The following is a 22,729-nucleotide window of genomic DNA, read 5'->3' on the forward strand; positions in this document are numbered from 1 at the left end:
AGGGTGAACGGGTACGCCCGTCCGGCCCAGCAAGTCGATTCATAGCACCGCAGAAGGGCGAAGGCCGCGTAGTCAGATTGATGTGATCATCAACCTGACACGCGTCACCGTGACCACCGCACTCGCCCTTCTCCCCCTCGTCGCGGCAACGGCCCCGGCCGCTGCGGCGCCTGAAGCCGCGTCGGCTCGTGCCGCGGCGCCTTCCGCAGCCGCGCCCTCCGCGCGCGTGGCCGAGACCCTGTCCCTCGCCGTGGCCGTGGGCCGGCTGCCCGTCGCGACCGAGAGCCGGACCGGCTACACGCGCGACGCGTTCAAGCACTGGAACGCGGGCCTCAAGCCCGACGGCTGCAACACCCGCAACGAGGTCCTCATCGCGGAGGCCGTCGAAGCCCCCACGGTCGGCGCCCGCTGCGCCCTGAGCGGCGGCTCCTGGTGGTCGTACTACGACGACACCGTGGTGGACTCGGCGTCCGCACTCGACATCGACCACATGGTCCCGCTCGCCGAGGCGTGGGACTCCGGCGCGTACGGCTGGACCGCGGCGCGCCGCGAGGCGTACGCCAACGACCAGGGCCAGGCGTCCTCCCTCGTCGCCGTCACCGCCAAGTCCAACCGCTCCAAGGCGGACCAGGATCCCGCGCAATGGCTCCCCCCGTCCGCGGACGCCCTGTGCCGCTACACCTCCGAATGGCTCGCCACCAAGCTCCGCTGGGCCCTGTCCATCGACGAGGACGAACAGCGCAGGCTCTACCAACTCGCCGCCGGCTGCCCGTCCACCCGCGTCACCTTCGAACCGGCCTCGTAGCCCCGACGCCGCTGTCGTCCCCGCGCCCGCAGGGCGGGAGCCGCCAAGGGCGCGGGGATCCCCCGTGCCCGCGGGCACCGGGGGCGGAACTGCGCGAGCAGCCACCCACCGGCCCGCGGACACCGGCGCCGCCCCGCTCAAACCGCCACCGCAGGGGACTGCGCCACCACCACGTACAGCGTCACCGCCGCGAAGAACCGCCCCGCACCCCCGAGCGCGCTGAGCCACGCCCGCCCCTCTTCCTCCCCGAAGTACCCCGCGACGACCGCCCGCCGCGTGTTCCGCTCCAGCCCCAACACCACGTCCGCCGCGCCGACGTCGCGGAAGACCGACGTCACCGGCACCACCATCGGCACCTCGAACCCCGCCTCCTCCGCGAGCCGCGGCAGCTCCCGCCCGATGACGCCGTTGCGGACGATCCGGTCCGTGATGTGCCGCGTGTACGCGCGGGCGACGTGGAGGTCGGGGTAGTCGACCACCAGCGAGTCCCAGTCGGGCTCCGCCATCACCAGCCGCCCGCCCGGCCGCAGGACGCGTCGCGCCTCCGCGAGCACCTGCGCGGGGTCCGTCACGTGTTGGAGCACCCGGTCCGTACGCGCCCGGTCGACGCTCGCGTCCGCCAGCGGCAACCGGTGGACGTCGCCCAGCAACACCCGGACGCCCGCCGCCCCTTCAGACCCGCCAGACGCCTCAGCCCCTTCAGCCCCTTCGGTACGTTCGCCCGCACGCCCCCGTGCCCGCTCGACCATCTCCCGGCTGGCGTCGACGCCGACGACCGCGCCCGCGGGACCGACCGCGTCGGCGAGCGTGCCGAGGTCCGTACCGGGACCGCAGCCGAGGTCGAGCACGGTGTGGCCCGGCCGCGCCCCCAGCGCGTGCAGCACCACGCGCTTGTACGAGCGGCCGGTGTCGGACGCGGCCACCCGGTCGAGGTAGTGGACGTCGTCGGGCGGGATCGACTCGAAGACGTGCTCGCTGACCCGGGCCATGGACTTCGCCTGGAGCGCCAACTCCTGCCGCCCCCGCCCGGTCAGCCGGAAGGGCCGCTGGCGCCCCTCCCCCTCCAGCGCTTCCACGAAGCGCTTGGCCTCCAGACGGGCGAGCGCCCCGTAGAGGCTGCCGGCGCCGAGGCGGTCTCCGGCGAGCTTCTCGATGGCCGCGTTGATGGCGTAGCCGTGCAGGGGCCCGTCGGCGAGGGCGGAGAGCACAAGCGTCTGGGCGTCATGAGTACGCATGGCGCGATGTTACGTAGCGCGTACTACGCGGCACGTACTACGGAGGGAATTGCGCCGCGAATTGGCGTGATCAAGTCGCTTTCAGGGCGCATGCCGACGCACACCCGGGGCAGCAGCCGGTCAGGGCCGCTTCCGGTCCTTAAGAAGCGGTCCAGGCTCCGCCGCGATCCCCCCGCGCGGCGGGGCCGCATTCTTCAACCGAATACCCATGCCATTCCTTACGCACATCCGAGCGGAGTATCGTTTTCTCAACTCCGCATATAATTAAATGCGCAAGTGAACTCGCCGCCGCACCCCTCCCCACCAGGAGCGATGACGGCGGCGCAGTCAGGGGCAGAGCGCCGACTAAACAGGCGCACAGAGGCTCTGATCCCCTCGGCAACACCATCATGCGCCGCCACATCAGGCTTGGCCTCCGGACCGATTAACGGGAAATTCAACCCGCTGAGCCAGCCCGGCTCCGCACGAATTCCCGGAGAACCACGGAGGCCCCCATGAAACTCCTGCGCGCTTGCACCGCCGCCGTCGCCTCGGCCGCCCTGCTCGCCGGCGTCGGCGCGGCCCTGACGACCCCGGCGCACGCGGCGGCCGTCAGCCGTTTCGACGACGGCAGCTTCGAGTACCCCACGGCGCCCGCCAACGCGTTCACGACGTACTCCGCGGGCCAGCCCCTGGGCCCCTGGCAGGTCACCGGCGGCACGGTCGACCTGATCGGCAAGGGGTACTGGGGCGCCGCCGAGGGCGACCAGTCCGTCGACCTGAACGGCACCTCGGCCGGGACGGTCTCCCAGACCTTCACGACCGTGCCCGGCACGACGTACACCGTCTCGTACGCTCTGGCCGGCAACATCTCCCCCGCCCACCTGTCGATCCTGAAGACGGGCCGCGCCCTCGTCGACGGCCAGAACTTCCAGGACTTCTCCTTCGACACCACCGGCAAGAGCGCCACCAACATGGGCTACGTGAACCGTCAGTTCACCTTCGTGGCCACCGGAACCACCTCCACACTGGCCTTCGCCAGCACCATGTCCGGCGCGTGGGGCCCGGTCATCGACGACGTCCGCGTCCGGGCCAACTGCTGCTCCTGTTCGACCAGCTGCTGACCCGCCCCACACAAGCCCCCGCTGACGCCCGTCAGCGGGGGCTTCCACGCCAGGCCCCGCCGGCACCGCCGCCCACGCCCGCGAGCTCCCGCGCCGCCTCCTTCAACGCCACCCGCGCCGCCGGCGTCCCGGCCGGACTCAGCCAGTACGGATGCCCGGCGATCCGGGACGACAACTGGAGCAGCCGCCGCCGATGGGCGGCCGCGCCGTACGCCGAGGACGCACCGGCGAGCTGCCCGTACACGACGTACCAAGCGATCTGGGTCTCCAGGAGGTCAGCGGGAAAGAGGTGCCTGCTCATGGCTTGAATTAGATAACGTGTTCGATTTTCTGAGCAAGGCGGACCCGCCGCGAACGCGGAAGTGCCCCACCCGGTCGGAACCGGGTGGGGCACTTCCCCGCAGCTCACGAGGCATACGCCCCTGGCCACTTGCGGTGGGCCGTGTGGGACTCGAACCCACAACCTACGGATTAAAAGTCCGCTGCTCTGCCAATTGAGCTAACGGCCCGCGGCCACGCCACACCTGAGCATAGCCGGAGCGGGCGCGTGCACCGATCGGGTATCCGATCTCTGTGTCGATCGGCGCGTGATCAGCGGCGGGACCGCGGGGCGGGCCGGGTGGTGGCGTGCCCCCGCGGACAGGTCAACGAGCGGCCGAGACGGTGACCTTGCCCGTGCGCAGCACGGCGGGGGTCGGGGAGTCGGGCGGGGTCGCGGTGAGGGTCCAGGTGTAGGAACCGGCCGGGGCCTTCCTGCCCGCGGAGTCCTTGACGTCCCAGACAGCTTCGAGCTGCGCGCCGGAGCGGGCGGTGGACGTCAGGGTCCGTACGGTCTTGCCCGACGTGTCCTTCACGGTGACGGTCCAGGACGCCGGGGGTCGGCTGAGCTGCCAGCGCGCGTTCCACGCGCCGTCGCCGGTGTCGGTGGTGTCGGCGACGCCCTCGACGATCGTGATCGGGGAGCGGGGCACGTTCACCGGGCGGATGCGGATCGCCCCCTCCGCGTCGGTGAAGGCGACGTCCCCGCCGAACTTGTCCACCGTCCACTTCCCGCCCGCGGGCACGGCGGCGAAGTCGCGCGTCGCCACCGCGCCGCCCGCGCCCCGGTGGAAGTCGGTCAGCAGCAGCTTGCCGTCCGCCTCGCGCACGACGAAGCCGTCGCCGAGGCGGGCCGAGCCGTTCGTCGGGACGGGGATGCTCTTGCGGACCTTGTGGTCCCACACTCCCGCCTTGGCCGCGGCGCCCGAGCCGCAACTCCAGTACACCCAGCGGCCCACGGCCTGGAGCCGGTCCGGGGTGCAGCCCGAGTCCAGGTGGAAGTCCCTCGTGGTGCGCTTGGGGGCGAAGTCGTACGGGCGATGGTGCCGACCGTGTGCCCCGGCTTCCAGATCTGGCCGCCCCAGAGGCTCGCGACGGTGCCCCAGTTCATCAGCACGTTGTCGTCGGAGTTCATGCGGACGTCGCCGACGTGCTGCCGCCACGACCCCTCACGGGAGCGGACGATCGAGTAGCGGCCCGTGGTCTGCACCACTTCCTGGCCACCGGCAACCTGACGACGGACAGGCTCTTGTCGGCGTTCGGGACGTACATGCCCACGCTGCTGGTGAAGCCCGTACGGCTGTCACCGAGGGCGTGCACCCCGCCGTGGAAATTCGACGGCTGGGTGTGGCGGAGCCGACGTTCGCCCACCGCGGGCGCCCCGGCGAAGGACACGTCGTGGTCGTAGAGCGAGGGCAACTGTGCGGCGTCCGAGTGGACCGCGTAGCTCAGCACGCCGCCGCCCAGCGCCAGCCCCTGGAGCTGGGCCGGGACGAAGGGCACGTCGCGCACCTTGGTGAGCTGCGGCTTGCCGTCCGCGCCGACGGTGACGCGGCGTACGGCCCAGTCCCCGCCCGGCTGCCGCCGACCACGAGCACGCTGCCGTCGGGCGCGGTGGCGAGGTTCGTGTCGGAGTAGCGCAGCAGTTGGTGCTGCTGGGAGCCGCCGATCGGGATCGCGTACAGCCCGCCGCCCGGCACGTACTTCTCGCCTCCCGGCCCCGGGGACTTCTCGACGTCCCTGCTGATCAGGAGCCGGTCACCGACGACGGCGAAACCGCCGTGGGACCGCTCGGGTCCGGTCGGCCGCGGGATCGTGGTGGTCACCGGGGCGGTGGCCCTCCCGTTTGTGGAGGTAGCCGGTGGCGTCCGCCTCCAGGAGGGTGTCCTCCCGCGGCAGGTAGCGCGCCTGCGGCGGTACGACCGCGTCGGAGGCGGCCGACGGCGCCACCGCGCGTGCGGCGGCGGACCCGCGACATGTGCCGTGTGGCTGGGAGCAGCGGCACGGGCGCCGCTTCGTGGACGTTGCAGGATCCAACTCCCGCCCCAGACGGGCGAGATCGTACAGGGTTGCGAACGGCGCAGGGCCCGCGCCTCGGGTGGAGGTGCGGGCCCTGCGGGGGTTCGGCGGCGCGGACGTCAGCCGTCAGGCGTCAGCCGTTGCGCTTCCAGCGCGGCTTGTCGTCGCGGCGGCCGTACGGAGCGGAGTTGCTGCTGCGGTGGTCGTCGCGACGGCCGTACGGGCGGTCCGACGAGCCGGAGCGGTAACCGCCGCCCGAGGGGCGGTCGTCGCGACGGTCGCGGTTGAACGGGCGGTCGCTGCCGCGGTGACCGCTCGGGCGGTCGTCGCGGCGGAAGCCACCGGACGGACGGTCGTCGCGGCGGAAGCCACCGGAGGGACGGTCGTCCCGACGGTCACGGCCGAACGAACGCTCGTCACGACGGTCATCACGACGGAAACCACCACGGTCGTCCCGACGGTCATCACGGCGGTCGTCACGACGGTCGTCGCGGCGGAAGCCACCGGAGGGACGGTCGTCCCGACGGTCGCGACCGAACGAACGCTCGTCACGACGGTCATCACGACGGAAACCACCACGGTCGTCCCGACGGTCATCACGGCGGTCGTCACGACGGTCGTACGAGCGACCCCGCCGCTCGAAGTTGCCGCGGTCGTCACGGCGGTCGCGGTCGTGACCGCCCCGCTCGTCACGGCGCTCCTCGCGGCGCTCCGCGGCCGTCGCCGCCTCCACAGCGGCCTCCAGCTCCGCACCCGCGGCCTCGGCGACCTCGGCGACCGCGGCCTCCGGGTCCTCACCGCGCTCGCGCGCGGCACGGGCCACCAGGCGGTCCGCCTCCTCGCGCAGCTCACCGGCGCGCCGCTGGACGCGCTCCAGCTGGCGGGTGAGGTCGGCGACCTCGCGCTCGGCCTGCTTGGCCGCGTTGTTCGCGGAGTCCGCCTGGACCTCGGTCAGCGACCGGGCACCGGTGATCTCGGCGACCTCGGGGTCGAACGCGCCCGCGCCGCCCACGATGTGCCGCGACGCCTCCACGCCCGCGTCCTCCATCAGCCGGAAGATCTGGCGGCGCTGGTGCGGCAGCGACAGCGAGACGACGGTGCCGGAGCGGCCCGCGCGGGCGGTGCGGCCCGAGCGGTGCAGGTAGTCCTTGTGGTCGCCGGCCGGGTCCACGTTCAGGACCAGGTCGATGCCGTCGACGTGGATGCCGCGGGCGGCGACGTCGGTGGCGACGAGGACGTTCACGTAACCGTCCTTGAAGTCCGACAGCGTGCGGGTGCGCGCGCCCTGCGTCATGCCGCCGTGCAGGGCGTCCGACTTCACGCCCGACTCACGCAGCTGCTCGGCGACCCGGTCCGCGCCCAGCTGGGTGCGGACGAAGATGATGGTGCGGCCCTTGCGGGCGGCGATCGCGGCCGTGACCGGGGCCTTGTCCTTCGGCTTCACGACGAGGACGTGGTGGGTCATGGTCGTGACGTTGCCCTGGGCGCTGTCGACCTCGTGGCTGACCGGGTCGTTCAGGTAGCGCTTGACCAGCGTGGTGATCTCGTTCTCCATCGTCGCGGAGAAGAGCATCCGCTGACCGCCGGCGGGCACCTGGTCGAGCAGCTCGGTGACCTCGGGCAGGAAGCCCAGGTCGGACATCTGGTCGGCCTCGTCGAGGATCGCGACCTGCACCTGGTCCAGCGAGCAGGCGCCGCGGTTGATGACGTCGCGCAGTCGGCCCGGGGTGGCGACGAGGATGTCGACGCCGCGCTCCAGGGCGTAGATCTGGTTGCCCATCGAGGTGCCGCCGCAGACGACCTTCATCTTCAGGCCGAGGACGTCGCCGTACGGCTGGAGGGCGTCCGCGACCTGCATCGCGAGCTCACGGGTGGGGGTGAGGATGACGCCGCGGGGCTTCTTCTTCTCCGTGCGGCCGTCGGCGAGCGAGGCCAGCAGCGGGAGGCCGAAGGAGAGGGTCTTGCCGGAGCCGGTGCGGCCACGGCCCAGGATGTCCTTGCCGGCCAGGGCGTCCGGGATGGTCGCGGCCTGGATCGGGAACGGGACGGTGACGCCGTTCTGCGCCAGCTTGCGGACGATGCCCTCGGGGAGGCCGAGGTCGGCGAAGGTGGTCTCGGGGGCGTCGGAAGCCTCGTCGGCGTCCGCGTCGGACTCGTCGGAGACCGCGACGTCGGCGACCTCGGGGGTCTCGACGGCCTCCGCGACCTGAACGGCCTCGACCGTCTCCGTGCCCTCAACGGGCTCGGCAGCCTCAGCGGCCCCGATCGTCTCCAGGGTCACGGGACCCTCGGTCTCGCCAGCGCCCTCGGCGGGCATGGCGGCGTGCTCAGTGCTGAAAGTGGACATGCGAAATGCGAAACCTTCCGGAGTCTCGGCACGCGCCCAAACTCCGTGATGTCACAATTCGACCGCCTCGATGCGGTCAGCCACGGCTAGGGAGGTACGCGCCACACGGCGCGCTTCTGCTACGGCGCCGGGCAATGGGATCAAACGATCTACCACCATACGCACCCTCCCCCGCCCGAGGCAAACCGCTCGGGCGTGACCCCGATTACACGCACCCCGGCGCGCGCCCGGCCGCGCACCCGCCCGCCCCCGGCGCACCGCCCTCCCGCCGCACGCCCGTCACGCCGGCCCCCGCTGCGGCGACGGGGCGACGTCACCGGGGTCCGCCTGCGCCAGGTACTCCTGCGCACCCGACATCTGCAACGCCCCCGCGCGCACCTCGGGCGCGGACGACGCCGACGGCGGCTCGGTCGGGTCCGGCGGCTGCGGGGAGGCGGGCGGCACGGAGGGCTGCTCGACGGGCGGGTCCACCGGCTCCGTCGCCGGCGGCGCGGACGGGGTGGGCCGCCCGTCGCCGGTCGCCTCGGGCTCCCCGGGGCGCTGCGGCCGGTGCGGCTCCCGGGTGGGCCGGGGCGAGGCGTCGGCCGTCCCGCTCGGCGCCGGCGACGCGTCCGGTGCGGACCCGCGGTCGCCCGGCTTCCCGGAGTCGACCCGTCCGCCGCCCGCGGCCCGCCGGGCGCGGGGGTCCACCCGTCCGCCGTCCACGTCCGCCTCCGTGCGCGGCCGGTCGGACGACGGGGTGGGCACGGGCTTGGCCCGCTCGTCGTCGCCGACGCTCATGCAGCCCGCCGTGGCCGCGATCGCCAGCGACGCGGCGAGCGCGACCGCCATGCGACCGGACCTGCCGGACGGGCCAGGGCGGTCGGGAGGAGCCGTGCGGTCGTGAGCGGCCGTACGGCCGAGGGCGGGCAACTGGCGCACGGGGGCACCTCCGGAGCGGTACGGGGACAGGAGCGCACGATCTGCGCCCGGGCGCACCACCGCGCCCGAACACCGGTTTCACGCCCGCGCACAGGACCGATCCCGTGTGCAGGTCGACCTGCCCAACTCCCGGCGCCCCGTGGGGGACACGCACAACTCCCTGACGAGTACACGACCGCGCAGCCGATCGGACGTCCGACCGCGCCGTCCGCCCACGCGCGGCAAGGCGCTCCGGGTCGCACGCCCCGCGCATCCGACGGCACGCGCGCCCGGCCCGCGCCGCCTCAGAGCGACAGGGCCTGCGCCAGCTCCACCCCGAGCGCCAGCACCCCGATGCCCACCAGCACCGACACGGCCGCGTTCGCCGCCGCGATCCCGCTCCATCCCCGCTCGGCCAGCCGCAGCGTCTCGTACGAGAAGGTCGAGTACGTGGTGAGCGCGCCGCACAGGCCCGTACCGAGCAGGGCGTACGTCCCGCTGGACACCGACGCCCCGGCGACCAGGCCCAGCACCAGGCAGCCGCAGGCGTTCACCGTGAGGGTGCCCCAGGGGAAGACCGACGCGTGCCGCGACTGCACCGCGCGGTCCGTCAGATAGCGCAGGGGCGCCCCGACGGCCGCGCCGACGACGACCAGCAGCCAGGTCACCGGAGCGCCCGCCGGGTGAGCGCGGCGGCCAGCCACACCGCGCCGAGACAGCCGGCGACCGTGCCGCCGGCGTAGGCGTACGCGGCGCCGCCGTGCCCGTGCACCAGCAGTTCGCGGAAGTCCAGCGCGTACGCGGAGAACGTGGTGAACCCGCCGAGCACCCCGACCCCCAGGAACGGCCGCACCATCGGGTGTGCCGTCCGGCCGCCCTCGCTGACCAGGACCATCAGCACGCCGATGAGCGCGGAGCCGGCCACGTTGATGCCGAAGGTGCCCCAGGGGAAGGCCGCGGCGCCCGCCGCGGCGTGGTCGACGGGCCAGACGCGGCCCACGGCGTACCGCGCGACCGCTCCGGCCGCCCCGCCGGCCGACACGGCCGCGAGGACGAGCAGCAGGTGGACGCCGGCCGTCTCCGCCCGCTGCGCGGGCACGTGCAGATCGACGTCGGGGTCGATCGCCTCGCCCGCGGGCCCGTGCGGAAGGGGCTCCGGGGGCTCAGCCGGCTGGCTCACCCGTACCCCAGCGCGTGCAGGCGCTCGTCGTCGATGCCGAAGTGGTGCGCGATCTCGTGCACCACCGTGATCTCCGTCTCGGCGATGACGTCCTCGCGGCTCTCGCACATCCGCAGCGTCGGCCCGCGGTAGATCGTGATCCGGTCCGGCAGCACGCCCGCGTACCACTCGCCGCGCTCGGTGAGCGGGGTGCCCTCGTACAGCCCGAGGAGCTCGGGGTCGTCGGGGGACGGCTCGTCCTCCACGAAGACCGCGACGTTGTCCATCAGCCTCGTCAGCTCGGGCGGGATCCGGTCCAGCGCCTCGGCGACCAGTTCCTCGAACTCCTCGCGCGTCATCTCCAGCACCTGGCCATTGTCACGTACGCCGCCCTGGACGCCACCCGCGCCCTTGGCGCCCTCTCGCCACGCCCGTACGGCATACCGATCACCGACCGCGGGCATACGGGCCCAATGGCACGCTCAGCCCGCGCCCGCCGGCCGCGGCCCGCCACGTCCCGGGCCCGCGGTCCTTGGCTGCGTGCCCCGTGGCTGCGTGCCCCGTCACCGCGTGCGCTGTGGCTGCGGGCCCGCCGTCGCACGCTCCGCGGGCCGGAGCGGACGCTGCGGGAGCCTCCCGGCCATCCCTGGCTGCGGGCCCTCGGCCTCGCCGCCGTCGTCGTGCTCGGCGGCTGGCTCGGCCTGCTCGTCGTCGGCAGCGTCCAGACCTCGGTCGGGCCGATGGAGACCAGCATGGCGCTCCGCCCCGACCTGAGCGGCGGCACCCGGATCGACGTCTCCCCGCTCGGCTCGCTCGACCTCGCCTCGCACACCGCGCCGCTCCGCCTCGACGTGGACGTCGAGAGGCTCGACCCGGCCCGCTCCACCGCCCTCGTCGAGCAGCCGGAGCGCTTCAACCGGCTCGGCGACGAAGTCGCCCGGGACGTCGTCGGCGGCACCACCGAACTGGCCGTGCGCTCCTGCGTCGCGGTCGTCGTCGGCGCCACCGCCCTCGGCCTGGTCGTCTACCGCCGCCCGCGCCGCGCGCTGGCGGCCGGCGGCCTCGCGCTCGCGCTGCTCGCCGCGTCCGCGGTCACCGCGTTCGCCACCTGGAACCCGAAGTCCGTCCTGGAGCCGAAGTTCTCCGGGCTGCTCACCAGCGCGCCGTCACTGGTCGGCAACGCCCGCTCGATCGTCACGGAGTTCGACGTCTACCAGCAGGAGTTGGCCCGCCTGGTCACCAACGTCACCAAGCTGTACGACGCGACGTCGAGCCTGCCCGCGTACCGCCCCGACCCCGGCAGCATCCGGGTGCTGCACGTCTCCGACATCCACCTCAACCCGGCCGCCTGGCACATCGTCGCCTCGCTGGTGGAGCAGTACCGGATCGACGTGATCATCGACTCGGGCGACACCATGGACCACGGCTCCGGCGCCGAGAACGCCTTCCTCGACCCGATCCGCGACCTGGACGCGCCCTACGTGTGGGTGCGCGGCAACCACGACTCCCGCGCCACCCAGGCGTACCTGGACCGGATGGAGAACGCGCACGTCCTGGACGAGGGCCGGGCGGTGACCGTCGGCGGGCTGCGCATCGCCGGCACCGGTGACCCGCAGTTCACCCCCGACCGCTCCGTGGTCGCCGAGGGCGACCCGGCCGAGCGGATGGCGGGCATCCGGCTGGCCTCCGCCCTCCGCGACCAGGCCCGCGCCGGCACCCCGGTGGACGTCGCCGTGGCCCACAATCCGGTCGCCGCCCGCGAGACGGACGGCACGGTCCCGCTGGTGCTCGCCGGGCACGTCCACCGGCGCGAGGTCGAGGTGCTGAAGCAGGGCACCCGGCTGAAGATCGAGGGCTCCACGGGCGGCGGCGGGCTGCGGGCGGTGCAGAACGACAAGCCGGAGAAGGTCCGTGCGTCGGTGCTCTACCTGGACCGTACGACCAAACGGCTCCAGGCGTGGGACGAGATCACGCTGGGCGGACTCGGGCTGACGACGGCCGAGGTCAGCCGGCACCTGCCCGCAGAGAACCAGCCGGGCGCACGCCCCTCGCCCGCGCCCTCGCCGCCTGCGCCCCCGCCCTCCGGGCCCCCGGCCGCGACCCCCCGTTCCCCCGATCCGTAAACCGTTTTGGCGATACCTCCCGCCATCCCATATGCTTCTCACGTCCCCGACGCGCTGACAAAGCGCCCAGGTGGGCCCTTAGCCCTCATCGTCTAGTGGCCCAGGACGCCGCCCTTTCAAGGCGGTAGCACGGGTTCGAATCCCGTTGGGGGCACGCTACGCCTGTGCGAGACTGGTTCTCGCACAGCGTTGCGACATATGGTCCTGTGGAGCAGTTTGGAGTGCTCGCCACCCTGTCAAGGTGGAGGCCGCGGGTTCAAATCCCGTCAGGACCGCTTGCAGATCGCCTCGGCGAACTGCGTGGCTGGGTAGCTCAGTTGGTACGAGCGATCGCCTGAAAAGCGATAGGTCGCCGGTTCGATCCCGGCCCCAGCCACCACCCGAAGGCCCCGTCCCCTGGACGGGGCCTTCGTCGTTCCTCAGGTCTTGTCGCCGGCGGCGGGAGCGGCCGTACGGGAGCTGCGGCGCCAGCCGCGGATCGCGAGCGCCACCGCCACCACGGCCACCACCCCCACCAGCAGTGCCCAGTCGGGCACCGCCGCGCCCACTTCGCTCGCCCACTGCTCCGCGGCGAAGGAGTTGTCGACGGAGACCAGCCCGGGCAGGGCCGTGGCGCCGTCGAAGACAAGGAAGAGGCTGCCGAGCAGCACGAAGAAGAGGCCGGACAGCAGCGACGTGGTGTGCAGTTGGAAGCGGCCGACGGCCAGGCCGCGGCCCCGCAGCCAGCGCCGCTTGCCGAGGTCGAAGCGGTCCCACAGCAGCGCCAGGAAGAACAGCGGGACCGCCATGCCCAGCGCGTACACGGCGAGCAACAGCCCTCCGTAGACCGGGCTGCCGCTGAACGCCGAGACCGTCAGGACGCTGCCGAGGATCGGCCCGGCGCAGAAGCCGGCGAAGCCGTAGACCAGGCCGAGGGCGTAGACGGGGGCGGCCGTGGTGGGCCGGATGCGGCCGGAAATGGCCGAAAGGCGACGGGACGCGAAGCCGAGCCCCAGGATCTGGGCCACGCCGAGGGCGATGATCAGCCAGCCGCCGACGGACACCAGCAGGTCCCGGTTGCCGTAGAAGAAGCGGCTGGCGTACGAGCCGGCGACGCCGAGGGGGACGAGGGTGGTCGCGAGTCCCGCGTAGAAGATCCCGGTACGGGCCAGCAGTCGGCCGGTCGAGTCCAGCGAGTACGCGAAGAAGGCCGGCAGCAGCAGGGCGCTACAGGGGCTGATCAGGGCGAGGAGGCCGCCGAGGAAGGCGGCCAGGTAGCCGATCTCCGTCATCGTCCGACCGACTCCTTCGCGTCCCCGACGTCCGCACCGGCACCCTGGGGCTTCTTGCCGCCGGCCGCCTTCAGGGCCGCGTCGATGGCGTCGGTGAAGGTCTCCTTCGGCTGGGCGCCGGCGATCGGCCGGCCGTTGATCAGGAAGGACGGCGTGGAGGTCGCGCCCAGGCCGTACGCCTCGTCCTGGTCCCGCTTGACGGACGCCTTCGCGGCCTCGCTCTCCATGTCCGCGGCGAACCGCTCCAGGTCGGGCACGCCGGCCTCCTCCGCCAGCGTCTTCACCCGGTCGACGGAGAAGCCCTTCTCCTTGGCGCCCTTGGCGTACCCGGCGGAGTGGAACTGCCAGAACTTGCCCTGCTGGGCCGCCGCCCAGGCGCCGCGCGCCGCGTTCTCGGAGGGCTCGCCGAAGATCGGGAAGTTGCGCCACTCGATGCGCAGGGTGCCCGCGTCGACGTACTTCTTGATCAGCTCCGGCTCGGTGTCCCGGGCGAACTTCCCGCAGAAGCCGCACTGGAAGTCGGCGTACTCGACCATCACGACGGGCGCGTCCGCCCGGCCGATGGCGAGCCCGTCCTTGGCGTCGCGGCGGGCCAGCTTCTCCAGCTCGGGGTAGGCCCCGGACTGCGGGTCCACGGTGACGTCGGCGGCCGGGCCCGAGGTGGAGTTCGCGCCGGACGCCTTGGGGGCGGAGGCGGCGTCATCGGGGCGGGTGGCGGTGTACGAGGCGAGGCCGAGCAGCAGCGCGGCGACGGCCACGCCCGCGCCGATGACCAGCGGCTTCCGATTGCGCTTGGGCGAAGACATGGGTGGGTGCTCCTGAGTCCTGTGACGACGAGAGGGACGTCGATGGGTGCGAAAGGGGGCAGACGGGAGGGGCCGGGACCACAGGGATCGCTAGGAGGAAATACCTACGAACCCGACAAAGCGGTCGTTCACCGGCATGACTTCCCGGCCTACACGCGCACGATCGACAGTTCCTCCGGAGAGGGGGGCGCGGGCGGCGGCGGACGGCCGTCCGGCAGCACCCCGGGCACCACCTGGCTCCGGCCCTGGTCCCAGGTCGCGCAGTGGGTGACGTACGGCGCCGGCGGCGGCTCGTACGCGACGGCCCCGCGCGGCGGCGCCGCGGGCTGTGCGCCCCGGTCGCCGTCCGGGGAGCCCTTGCCGCAGCCCGGCGCCTGGTCGAGGGCGGTCAGCACCGCCCCGCCGACGACGCCGTGGTCGCCGGCCGCGTGCGCGGGCGGTGCGGGCGGCGGGCAGAAGGCCAGCAGCGCCGCCACGACCAGCCCCAGCAGCGCGAACGCGGACGCCGCCGACAGACGGGACCGACTGCGGTCACGGCTGAACGGCGGCGGCATGGGCGCGCGGTCCCTTCGAGCGGAAGGACGGGCATGGACTACGAGCTACGGACTTCGGGCGTCGTCACGCGAACACCGGTGCACGGGCACGGGAGCACGGGCATCGGAACGCGTCGATGATCCGCTCCATACTGCACTACCGGTCTGCGGGCGAAATGCGCTCGCCCTCGGTTTCCCGGGGGTGCGATGCTTAAGACCGTATGTCTACTTCTTCCTTCGCCGACCTCCAGACGCTGCTGGCCGGGGCCTCGCTGCGCGACGCCCACCGGCTGGGCCGGCGTCTCGAAGGCGCCCGCCGCATCCGCAAGCCCGAGGCGCGGCAGGCCGTGCTGGACGAGATCGCCGTCGAGGCGGAGAAGGCCGCGGCCCGCACCGGCGCCCGGGCCGCCCGCGTGCCCGCCGTCACGTACCCGGAGCAGCTCCCGGTCAGCCAGAAGAAGGACGAGATCCTGGCGGCGATACGGGACCACCAGGTCGTGATCGTCGCCGGCGAGACCGGCTCCGGCAAGACGACGCAGATCCCCAAGATCTGTCTGGAGCTCGGGCGCGGCGTGCGCGGCATGATCGGGCACACCCAACCGCGGCGGATCGCGGCCCGCACGGTCGCCGAGCGCGTCGCCGACGAGCTGCGCACCCCGCTCGGCGAGGCCGTCGGCTGGAAGGTCCGCTTCACCGACCAGGTCGACCAGGACGCGACGTTCGTCAAGCTGATGACGGACGGCATCCTGCTCGCCGAGGTCCAGACCGACCGCGAGCTGCGCGGCTACGACACGATCATCATCGACGAGGCGCACGAGCGGTCGCTGAACATCGACTTCCTGCTGGGCTACCTGGCGCAGCTGCTGCCGAAGCGGCCGGACCTGAAGGTGGTCATCACCTCCGCGACGATCGACCCGGAGCGCTTCTCCCGGCACTTCGGCGACGCCCCGATCGTCGAGGTCAGCGGCCGTACGTATCCGGTCGAAGTGCGCTACAGACCGCTGCTGGAGGAGGACTCGTCCGACAGCGACCGCGACCAGATCACCGCGATCTGCGACGCGGTCGAGGAGCTCCAGGGCCAGGGCAAGGGGGACATCCTCGTCTTCCTCTCCGGCGAGCGCGAGATCCGCGACACCGCGGACGCGCTGAACAAGAAGCAATACAGATTCACCGAAGTGCTGCCGCTGTACGCCCGGCTCTCGCACGCCGAGCAGCACCGGGTCTTCCAGCCGCACACCGGCCGCAGGATCGTTCTGGCGACGAACGTCGCCGAGACCTCGCTGACCGTCCCCGGCATCAAGTACGTGATCGACCCGGGCACCGCCCGGATCTCCCGCTACAGCCACCGCACCAAGGTCCAGCGCCTGCCCATCGAGCGGATCAGCCAGGCCAGCGCCAACCAGCGCAAGGGCCGCTGCGGCCGTACCTCCGACGGCATCTGCATCCGGCTGTACTCCGAGGACGACTTCGAGGCCCGCCCCGAGTTCACGGACGCCGAGATCCTGCGGACGAACCTGGCGTCGGTCATCCTCCAGATGACGGCGGCCGGGCTCGGCGACATCGAGAAGTTCCCCTTCATCGACCCGCCGGACCACCGCAACATCCGCGACGGCGTACAGCTGCTCCAGGAGCTCGGCGCCTTCGACCCGGCACAGAAAGACCCCAAAAAGAAGCTCACGCAGCTCGGCCGGCAGCTCTCCCAGCTCCCGGTGGACCCGCGGCTGGCCCGGATGGTCGTCGAGGCGGACAAGAACGGCTGCGTGCGCGAGGTGATGGTGATCGCCGCCGCGCTCTCCATCCAGGACCCGCGCGAGCGCCCCGCGGACAAGCAGACGCAGGCGGACCAGCAGCACGCCCGCTTCAAGGACGAGACGTCCGACTTCCTCGCCTTCCTGAACCTGTGGCGGTACGTCCGCGAACAGCAGAAGGAGCGCGGCTCCTCCAGCTTCCGCCGGATGTGCAAGCAGGAGTACCTGAACTTCCTGCGCATCCGCGAGTGGCAGGACATCTACGCACAGCTCCGCCAGGTCGCCCGCTCGATGGGCATCCACGTCAACGAGGAGGACGGCCCGGAGGCCAGCGTGCACGTCTCGCTGCTGGCCGGTCTGCTGTCGCACGTGGGCCTCAAGGACACGGACGCCAAGAACGAGTACCTGGGCGCGCGCGGCGCCAAGTTCGCCGTCTTCCCCGGCTCCGCGCTCTTCAAGAAGCCCCCGCGGCTGGTGATGTCCGCGGAGCTGGTGGAGACCAGCCGCCTGTGGGCGCGGGTGAACGCCAAGGTCGAGCCCGAGTGGATCGAGCCGCTCGCCCAGCACCTGCTCAAGCGCACCTACAGCGAGCCGCACTGGGAGAAGGACCAGGCGGCGGTGATGGCGTACGAGAAGGTCACGCTGTACGGCGTGCCGATCGTCGCCCAGCGCAAGGTGAACTACGGCCGGATCGACCCCGAGACCTCCCGGGACCTCTTCATCCGCAACGCCCTCGTCGAGGGGGACTGGCGCACCCACCACAAGTTCTTCGCGGCCAACCGCAAGCTGCTCACCGAGGTCGAGGAGCTGGAGCACCGGGCCCGCCGCCGCGACATCCTGGTGGACGACGAGACCCTCTTCGACTTCTACGACCAGCGGGTGCCCGCGCACGTCGTCTCCGGGGCGCACTTCGACTCCTGGTGGAAGCACAAGCGCCGGGACGAGCCCGAACTGCTCGACTTCGAGCGCGAGATGCTCATCAACGAGAAGGCGGGCGCGGTCACCAAGGACGACTATCCGGACTCCTGGCGACAGGGCCGGCTGAAGTTCCGGGTGACGTACCAGTTCGAGCCGGGCGCGGACGCCGACGGCGTCACCGTGCACGTACCGCTCCAGGTGCTGAACCAGGTCACGGACGAGGGCTTCGACTGGCAGATCCCGGGCCTGCGCGGGGAGGTCGTCACCGAGCTGATCCGCGCCCTGCCGAAGCCGGTGCGCCGGCACTACGTGCCCGCGCCGGACTTCGCGAGGGCGTTCCTGGACCGGGCCGTACCGCTCCAGGAGCCGCTGACGGTGACGCTGGCGCGCGAACTGCACCGGATGGTCGGGGTGCCGGTGCACCCGGACGACTTCGACCTGTCGAAGGTCCCGGACCACCTGAAGATCACCTTCCGGATCGTCGACGAGCGGCGCCGCAAGCTCGCCGAGGCGAAGGACCTGGAGACCCTGCGGGTCCAACTGCGCCCCAAGGCCCGCCAGGCGCTCTCCCAGGCCGCGGCGGCGACCGCGGGTCCCTCGGGCGAGTCGATCGAGCGCACGGGCCTCACGGACTGGTCCATGGGCTCCCTGAGCAAGGTCTTCGAGACCCGTCGGGCGGGCCAGCCGGTGAAGGCGTACCCGGCGCTGGTCGACGACGCGACGGGCGGCACGGGCAAGGACACCGTCTCCGTACGCCTCTTCGACACGGAGGCGGAGCAGCGCACCGCGATGTGGCAGGGCACGCGCCGCCTCATCCTGCGCAACATCCCGGTGAACCCGGCGAAGTTCGCCTCCGACAAGCTCACCAACCAGCAGAAGCTGGCCCTCTCCAGCAATCCGCACGGCTCCATCCAGGCCCTCTTCGACGACTGCGCGACGGCGGCGGCGGACCGGTTGATCGCGGACCACGGCGGGCCGGCGTGGGACGAGGAGTCCTACCGCAAGCTGTACGACTCCGTACGCGCCGACCTCGTCGACACCACGGTCCGCACGGTCGCGCAGGTGCAGCAGGTCCTGGCGGCCTGGCAGGCGTGCGAACGCCGCCTCAAGGCCACCACCAGCCCGGCGCTCCTCGCGAACGTCCAGGACGTCCGCCGCCAGGTCGACGCGCTCGTGCCGCCCGGCTTCGTCACCCTGACCGGTCTGCGCCGGCTGCCCGACCTGATGCGCTACCTCGTCGCCGTGGACCGCCGCCTCCAACAGATGCCGTCGGGGGTGCAGCGGGACACCACGCGGATGCAGAAGGTCCACGAGATGCAAGACGAGTACGCCTGGCTGCTGGAGCAACTGCCGCAGGGGCGGCCGGTGCCGCAGGCCGTGCGCGACATCCGCTGGATGATCGAGGAGCTGCGGGTCAGCTACTTCGCGCACGCGCTGGGGACGGCGTACCCCGTCTCGGACAAGCGGATCGTGAAGGCGATCGACGCGGCAGCGCCGTGACCACGCGGTCACGCTGGGCGAGTTCGACCACTGGGCGGGTGCTGCTGTAGAGTCTCTTCTCGCAGCCCAGCGAAGGAATCGGAGCTGCGAAACCTGGTCCTGTGGAGCAGTTTGGAGTGCTCGCCACCCTGTCAAGGTGGAGGCCGCGGGTTCAAATCCCGTCAGGACCGCGTGTAGTTAATGAAGGGCCCGCACCTCTTTGAGGCGGCGGGCCCTTCGTCGTCGGCTGACGCCGTGGTCGCTCCTCCGCGACGCGCCACTCCCCCCTTGGCGGGGCGCCTAGGGCCTGCCTGAGCGACCGGACACCACCGCCGTAGCCCTGCCGGCAGTTTGGCCTCCGCGGCCCGGTGGTGGGCTCGTCGATGGTGCCCAGGGGCACGAGGGGCCGCGTGGACGGGGCGCAGGGGGCAACGCACCCACAGGGGGCCGGCGCAGTCAAGAAGCCGCGTGCGCGCACGGGGCGTTGACGCGGGCGCGGGCGAACGGTACCCATCTACGTGAGGTGGTCGGGATGGCGGCGAGTACCACGGCACCAGCACGCAAGGTCAAGGCACTGCTGCGCGCGCACCTCGCCGCCGCAGCGCGCGCTCGGGGCTACCGGCATCTGACGGGCCGCTGTCCGGCCTGTCGGCACCTCCAGCGCCTCGCCTGCGAGTCCGCCGAGCCCCCGGAGCAGCCAGGGCGGCCGGAGCCCCCGGAACAACCTCCACCGCCGCCGCGCGCGACGCGGGACGAAGGTCCCGGCACTGAGTGACTTCGGGCCGATTCCATCCCGTTCGCGAAGTGACACGCTGGACGTTGGCAAGGGTTGCAGCATGTGACGGGTGTCACCGTATAGGTTTTGATAACCCGGGTTTTTAGCCCCCGCTTACGAGCGACCAATTTAATATGTGCAATTGCACTCCCCCTGGCGCCCCCTTCCGCACGCCTCCCCGACCGCACAAAAAGAATCGCGCTGGACCCGGCGGAGTCCAGCGCGATGGATGACTCGCGACCCGTTGGGGCGGGTCTTGCGTCAAGTGGAGCTATGGGGTGGGCTGCACCAGGATGGGGGTCCCGGAATCGCCCGGATCCGGCAGGAACGGACCGAGGTCCAACCCACCGGCACGAGACTTACGCCTCGCTGCGCTGCTGCGGAATGCCCGCCAGCAGGGCGCGTACCTCTGCTTCGCGGTACCGGCGATGTCCACCGAGCGTGCGGATGGACGTGAGCTTGCCTGCCTTGGCCCAGCGGGTCACCGTCTTCGGGTCCACGCGGAACATCGTGGCGACCTCAGCCGGGGTCAACAGCGGCTCAGCATCAGGGGTGCGAGCGGTCATGAGCGGCCTCCTCGGGAGAACCGAACCTTCTCGGTTCATTCCTCTAAATTCTGCACCTTGACCCGCGTTGCCCGAAATGGCGGATGCGGGTCGAGTCGGTTATAGGACGAACGGCTTGTCCTCGGCACTACAACTACACCATCTGTCCAGCCACGTCGGCCAAACCGTTGGAATTGCCCTCCGAGGTGTTCATCAGCGGCGGAAGCCCGATGGACCATGCCATAGCGGACAGTCACGCCACAGTGACGATCAGTCACAGAGCGACCAGGAGCCACCAGACCCCCCATAGAGCACAATGCCGAGCGTTCCGCCCTTACTTGGGCGGAAGGAACCCTCCCCGGACTCCTTGTCCTATTTTGACACGAGGGTAGGCGTTGGGCGCAAGGGCCCAGATAGTGCACTCCGTCACGCTTGGCGCAAAAGCCCGGATCGGGACTTAGGGCCTGTCTCGGAAAGGCTTCAATCATCCACAAAATCGCTCAGTTCGCGAACTGGAGTCCCTTGACCGCCCGCCAGCGATCCACGAGCCGGGCGTACGCCTCGCTCGCGCCCTCGTCGTCGCCGGAGCTCAGGGCCGCGATGCCCGCCGCCACGTCCGCCGCCGAGTGGTCGTCGGCGAGCTGCGCCTCGCTCACCGCGTGCACCAGGCCGCCGTAGTCCAACTCCACCAGCGAGCGCGGATGGAACTCCTCCAGCCACTTCCCCACGTCCACCAGGCCCGACGTCAGCGGGCCCGCGTCTTCGGAGTCCCGCAGCGCCTTCAGCGCCCGGGCGATCCGCCGCCGCGCCTGCACCATCGGCGTGCGGTACCGCAGCACGGGCTCGCCCGAGGCGCCGCCGGCCGGCTCGTACTCCCGTTCCTCGTCCGCGAAGAGCGTGAACCAGCGCACCGGCACCTGCCAGACCGCCGTCCTGATCCACGGGCGGGCGTCCGGGTTCCGCATCCGCCAGCGCTCCCAGTCCGCCGCGGCCTGCCCGCGGACCACCGGCGGCAGCACCGCGTCCAGCAGCGGCGCGGGCAGCTGCGTCACCAGCTCCTCCAGGGCCAGCCAGCCGCGCAGCCGGGTGCGCCAGGGGCAGACGCACACCACGCCGTCCACCTCGACGACGAAGGCGTCCCCGCTCTCGTGCACGGGCACGGGGACGGGCGGGGTGGGCAGCAAGTCCGCGAGGGAGCGGCGCAGTTCGTCCTGCGCGGTCAGGGTCCCGCCACGGGCCGCGTAGCGCGCCCAGTGGGCCCGCTCCGGCTCCGGGAAGGCCGCCAGGGGCTCGTAGACCCGCAGGTAGGTCGCATAGGGAACGATCATCGAGGACACCGCAGGCATACCCGGAATCCTTCCACGCGGCGGCCCCCGCGCACCCCTCAGCCGGGTGATCCTGGGCACTGGGCCTGATCTTCGCCCGACGAGGACTTACGCTCGTCCCACACTGGGGGACTTCCCCCCACCCCCGGGAAGTCCACCGCCGCATTCGTACTCGGGAGTCACCACAGTGACCGACTTGACCGGCTCCTCCGCTCATGTGCTGCACACCCTCTTCCGATCGGACCAGGGCGGCCACGAGCAGGTAGTGCTCTGCCAGGACCGCGCGTCCGGCCTCAAGGCCGTGATCGCCATCCACTCGACCGCCCTCGGCCCGGCCCTCGGCGGCACCCGCTTCCACCCGTACGCCTCGGAGGAGGAAGCCGTCACCGACGCGCTGAACCTCTCGCGGGGCATGTCGTACAAGAACGCCATGGCCGGCCTCGACCACGGCGGTGGCAAGGCGGTCATCATCGGTGACCCGCAGACGTCGAAGTCCGAGGAGCTGCTGCTCGCCTACGGGCGGTTCGTGGACTCGCTCGGCGGGCGCTACGTCACCGCCTGCGACGTCGGCACGTACGTCGCCGACATGGACGTGGTCGCCCGCGCCACCCGCTGGGCCACCGGCCGCTCCCCGGAGAACGGCGGCGCCGGCGACTCCTCCGTGCTCACCGCGTACGGCGTCTTCCAAGGGATGCGCGCCAGCGCCCAGCACCTGTGGGGCACCCCGGAGCTGCGCGGGCGCCGGGTGGGCGTCGCGGGCGTCGGGAAGGTGGGCCATCACCTGGTGAACCACCTCGTGGAGGACGGCGCGGAGGTCGTGATCACGGACGTGCGGGCCGATTCCGTACGTCGCGTCCTGGAGCGCCATCCCGAAGTGACCGCCGTCGCGGACACGGCCGCGCTGATCCGGACCGAGGGTCTGGACGTGTACGCGCCGTGCGCGCTCGGCGGGGCGCTGGACGACGCCACCGTGCCCGTGCTCACCGCCGCCGTGGTGTGCGGCGCGGCCAACAACCAGCTCGCCCACCCCGGCGTCGAGAAGGACCTGGCGGACCGCGGGATCCTGTACGCCCCGGACTACGTGGTGAACTCCGGCGGCGTCATCCAGGTCGCCGACGAGCTGCACGGATTCGACTTCGACCGGTGCAAGGCGAAGGCCGCCGGGATCTTCGACACCACGCTGGCAATATTCGCACGTGCAAATGACGAGGGTGTTCCGCCGGCCGTCGCGGCCGACCGGATCGCGGAGCAGCGCATGTCGGACGCCCGACGGGCCGCCGAGAACTAGCCGGGCCCGGGCCCGGCCGTGGCGCATCACCC

Annotated in this window: 21 protein-coding genes and 5 tRNA genes; 10 read left to right on the forward strand and 16 right to left on the reverse strand. The window is 72.0% G+C overall.

Annotated elements, in window-relative coordinates; all coding sequences use genetic code 11:
* The first annotated feature begins 88 nt into the window (after window positions 1–88).
* Window positions 89–805 (forward strand): HNH endonuclease family protein, encoded by a 717-nt coding sequence (locus AB0E05_RS05520; protein ID WP_361959874.1) that lies wholly within the window; start codon window positions 89–91, stop codon window positions 803–805.
* A 137-nt stretch (window positions 806–942) separates the two neighbouring features.
* Here AB0E05_RS05520 and AB0E05_RS05525 read toward each other — a convergent pair whose 3' ends face one another.
* The gene (locus AB0E05_RS05525) at window positions 943–2,040 is read right to left on the reverse strand and encodes a methyltransferase domain-containing protein (RefSeq protein WP_361959230.1); all 1,098 of its coding nucleotides are present in this window, start codon (window positions 2,038–2,040) and stop codon (window positions 943–945) included.
* Between the two features lie 494 nt (window positions 2,041–2,534).
* Here AB0E05_RS05525 and AB0E05_RS05530 point away from each other — a divergent pair, with 494 nt between their 5' ends.
* Window positions 2,535–3,143 (forward strand): choice-of-anchor C family protein, encoded by a 609-nt coding sequence (locus AB0E05_RS05530; protein ID WP_361959233.1) that lies wholly within the window; start codon window positions 2,535–2,537, stop codon window positions 3,141–3,143.
* A gap of 31 nt (window positions 3,144–3,174) precedes the next feature.
* On the opposite strand, the gene AB0E05_RS05535 is transcribed toward AB0E05_RS05530, so the two are convergent.
* The 10 genes from AB0E05_RS05535 to AB0E05_RS05580 all read right to left on the reverse strand — a co-directional run bounded on the left by AB0E05_RS05535 (window position 3,175) and on the right by AB0E05_RS05580 (window position 10,254).
* On the reverse strand, window positions 3,175–3,444 hold the full coding sequence (locus AB0E05_RS05535) for a hypothetical protein (RefSeq protein ID WP_361959236.1): 270 nt from the start codon (window positions 3,442–3,444) through the stop codon (window positions 3,175–3,177).
* A gap of 135 nt (window positions 3,445–3,579) precedes the next feature.
* Window positions 3,580–3,652, reverse strand: a tRNA-Lys gene (locus tag AB0E05_RS05540).
* A gap of 135 nt (window positions 3,653–3,787) precedes the next feature.
* The gene (locus AB0E05_RS05545) at window positions 3,788–4,420 is read right to left on the reverse strand and encodes a FlgD immunoglobulin-like domain containing protein (protein WP_361959239.1); all 633 of its coding nucleotides are present in this window, start codon (window positions 4,418–4,420) and stop codon (window positions 3,788–3,790) included.
* A gap of 172 nt (window positions 4,421–4,592) precedes the next feature.
* Window positions 4,593–4,973 carry a hypothetical protein gene (locus AB0E05_RS05550; RefSeq protein WP_361959242.1) on the reverse strand — a complete coding sequence of 127 codons (381 nt, stop codon included), beginning with the start codon at window positions 4,971–4,973 and terminating at the stop codon, window positions 4,593–4,595.
* On the reverse strand, window positions 4,910–5,287 hold the full coding sequence (locus AB0E05_RS05555) for a hypothetical protein (protein WP_361959245.1): 378 nt from the start codon (window positions 5,285–5,287) through the stop codon (window positions 4,910–4,912). The genes AB0E05_RS05550 and AB0E05_RS05555 overlap by 64 nt, the downstream gene beginning before the upstream one ends.
* Before the next feature lie 326 nt (window positions 5,288–5,613).
* Window positions 5,614–7,827 carry a DEAD/DEAH box helicase gene (locus tag AB0E05_RS05560; RefSeq protein WP_361959248.1) on the reverse strand — a complete coding sequence of 738 codons (2,214 nt, stop codon included), beginning with the start codon at window positions 7,825–7,827 and terminating at the stop codon, window positions 5,614–5,616.
* Between the two features lie 279 nt (window positions 7,828–8,106).
* Window positions 8,107–8,748 carry a hypothetical protein gene (locus tag AB0E05_RS05565; RefSeq protein ID WP_361959251.1) on the reverse strand — a complete coding sequence of 214 codons (642 nt, stop codon included), beginning with the start codon at window positions 8,746–8,748 and terminating at the stop codon, window positions 8,107–8,109.
* A gap of 284 nt (window positions 8,749–9,032) precedes the next feature.
* Window positions 9,033–9,395: a CrcB family protein gene (locus AB0E05_RS05570; RefSeq protein WP_361959254.1), complete on the reverse strand. Its 363-nt coding sequence runs from the start codon at window positions 9,393–9,395 to the stop codon at window positions 9,033–9,035.
* A complete protein-coding gene (locus AB0E05_RS05575) occupies window positions 9,392–9,907 on the reverse strand; it encodes a CrcB family protein (protein WP_361959257.1) in 516 nt (171 codons plus the stop codon). The genes AB0E05_RS05570 and AB0E05_RS05575 overlap by 4 nt, the downstream gene beginning before the upstream one ends.
* Window positions 9,904–10,254, reverse strand: a complete 351-nt coding sequence (locus tag AB0E05_RS05580; RefSeq protein ID WP_361959260.1) for a metallopeptidase family protein — start codon at window positions 10,252–10,254, stop codon at window positions 9,904–9,906. The genes AB0E05_RS05575 and AB0E05_RS05580 overlap by 4 nt, the downstream gene beginning before the upstream one ends.
* A 105-nt stretch (window positions 10,255–10,359) precedes the next feature.
* On the opposite strand from AB0E05_RS05580, the gene AB0E05_RS05585 reads away from it, so the two are divergent.
* The 4 genes from AB0E05_RS05585 to AB0E05_RS05600 all read left to right on the forward strand — a co-directional run bounded on the left by AB0E05_RS05585 (window position 10,360) and on the right by AB0E05_RS05600 (window position 12,388).
* Window positions 10,360–12,009: a metallophosphoesterase gene (locus tag AB0E05_RS05585; protein ID WP_361959263.1), complete on the forward strand. Its 1,650-nt coding sequence runs from the start codon at window positions 10,360–10,362 to the stop codon at window positions 12,007–12,009.
* An 81-nt stretch (window positions 12,010–12,090) separates the two neighbouring features.
* Window positions 12,091–12,163, forward strand: a tRNA-Glu gene (locus AB0E05_RS05590).
* Between the two features lie 46 nt (window positions 12,164–12,209).
* A tRNA-Asp gene (locus tag AB0E05_RS05595) sits at window positions 12,210–12,284 on the forward strand.
* A gap of 27 nt (window positions 12,285–12,311) precedes the next feature.
* Window positions 12,312–12,388, forward strand: a tRNA-Phe gene (locus AB0E05_RS05600).
* A gap of 40 nt (window positions 12,389–12,428) precedes the next feature.
* Here AB0E05_RS05600 and AB0E05_RS05605 read toward each other — a convergent pair.
* The 3 genes from AB0E05_RS05605 to AB0E05_RS05615 form a co-directional block, all read right to left on the reverse strand.
* A complete protein-coding gene (locus tag AB0E05_RS05605) occupies window positions 12,429–13,280 on the reverse strand; it encodes a cytochrome c biogenesis CcdA family protein (protein WP_361959266.1) in 852 nt (283 codons plus the stop codon).
* Window positions 13,277–14,086, reverse strand: coding sequence for a DsbA family protein (locus AB0E05_RS05610; RefSeq protein ID WP_361959269.1), 810 nt, complete (start codon window positions 14,084–14,086; stop codon window positions 13,277–13,279). Before AB0E05_RS05610 ends, AB0E05_RS05605 begins: the two co-directional genes overlap by 4 nt.
* Before the next feature lie 149 nt (window positions 14,087–14,235).
* A complete protein-coding gene (locus tag AB0E05_RS05615; protein WP_361959273.1) occupies window positions 14,236–14,640 on the reverse strand; it encodes a hypothetical protein in 405 nt (134 codons plus the stop codon).
* Window positions 14,641–14,840: 200 nt separating this feature from the next.
* Between AB0E05_RS05615 and hrpA the strand changes: the two genes are divergently transcribed.
* The 3 genes from hrpA (at window position 14,841) to AB0E05_RS05630 (ending at window position 19,539) form a co-directional block, all read left to right on the forward strand.
* The gene (gene hrpA / locus AB0E05_RS05620) at window positions 14,841–18,785 is read left to right on the forward strand and encodes an ATP-dependent RNA helicase HrpA (RefSeq protein WP_361959276.1); all 3,945 of its coding nucleotides are present in this window, start codon (window positions 14,841–14,843) and stop codon (window positions 18,783–18,785) included.
* 95 nt (window positions 18,786–18,880) lie between these two features.
* Window positions 18,881–18,955, forward strand: a tRNA-Asp gene (locus AB0E05_RS05625).
* 341 nt (window positions 18,956–19,296) lie between these two features.
* Window positions 19,297–19,539, forward strand: coding sequence for a DUF6274 family protein (locus AB0E05_RS05630; RefSeq protein WP_361959279.1), 243 nt, complete (start codon window positions 19,297–19,299; stop codon window positions 19,537–19,539).
* A 359-nt stretch (window positions 19,540–19,898) separates the two neighbouring features.
* Here AB0E05_RS05630 and bldC read toward each other — a convergent pair whose 3' ends face one another.
* Both bldC and AB0E05_RS05640 read right to left on the reverse strand, forming a co-directional pair.
* Window positions 19,899–20,105 (reverse strand): developmental transcriptional regulator BldC, encoded by a 207-nt coding sequence (gene bldC / locus AB0E05_RS05635; RefSeq protein WP_003949541.1) that lies wholly within the window; start codon window positions 20,103–20,105, stop codon window positions 19,899–19,901.
* Window positions 20,106–20,584: 479 nt separating this feature from the next.
* Window positions 20,585–21,430 (reverse strand): hypothetical protein, encoded by an 846-nt coding sequence (locus tag AB0E05_RS05640; protein ID WP_361959282.1) that lies wholly within the window; start codon window positions 21,428–21,430, stop codon window positions 20,585–20,587.
* Window positions 21,431–21,596: 166 nt separating this feature from the next.
* Here AB0E05_RS05640 and AB0E05_RS05645 point away from each other — a divergent pair, with 166 nt between their 5' ends.
* Entirely contained in the window at window positions 21,597–22,697 is a 1,101-nt protein-coding gene (locus AB0E05_RS05645; protein WP_361959285.1) for a Glu/Leu/Phe/Val dehydrogenase dimerization domain-containing protein, read from the forward strand.
* Window positions 22,698–22,729: the final 32 nt, after the last annotated feature.

Source organism: Streptomyces sp. NPDC048057 (assembly GCF_040653095.1).
Taxonomy (GTDB): domain Bacteria; phylum Actinomycetota; class Actinomycetes; order Streptomycetales; family Streptomycetaceae; genus Streptomyces.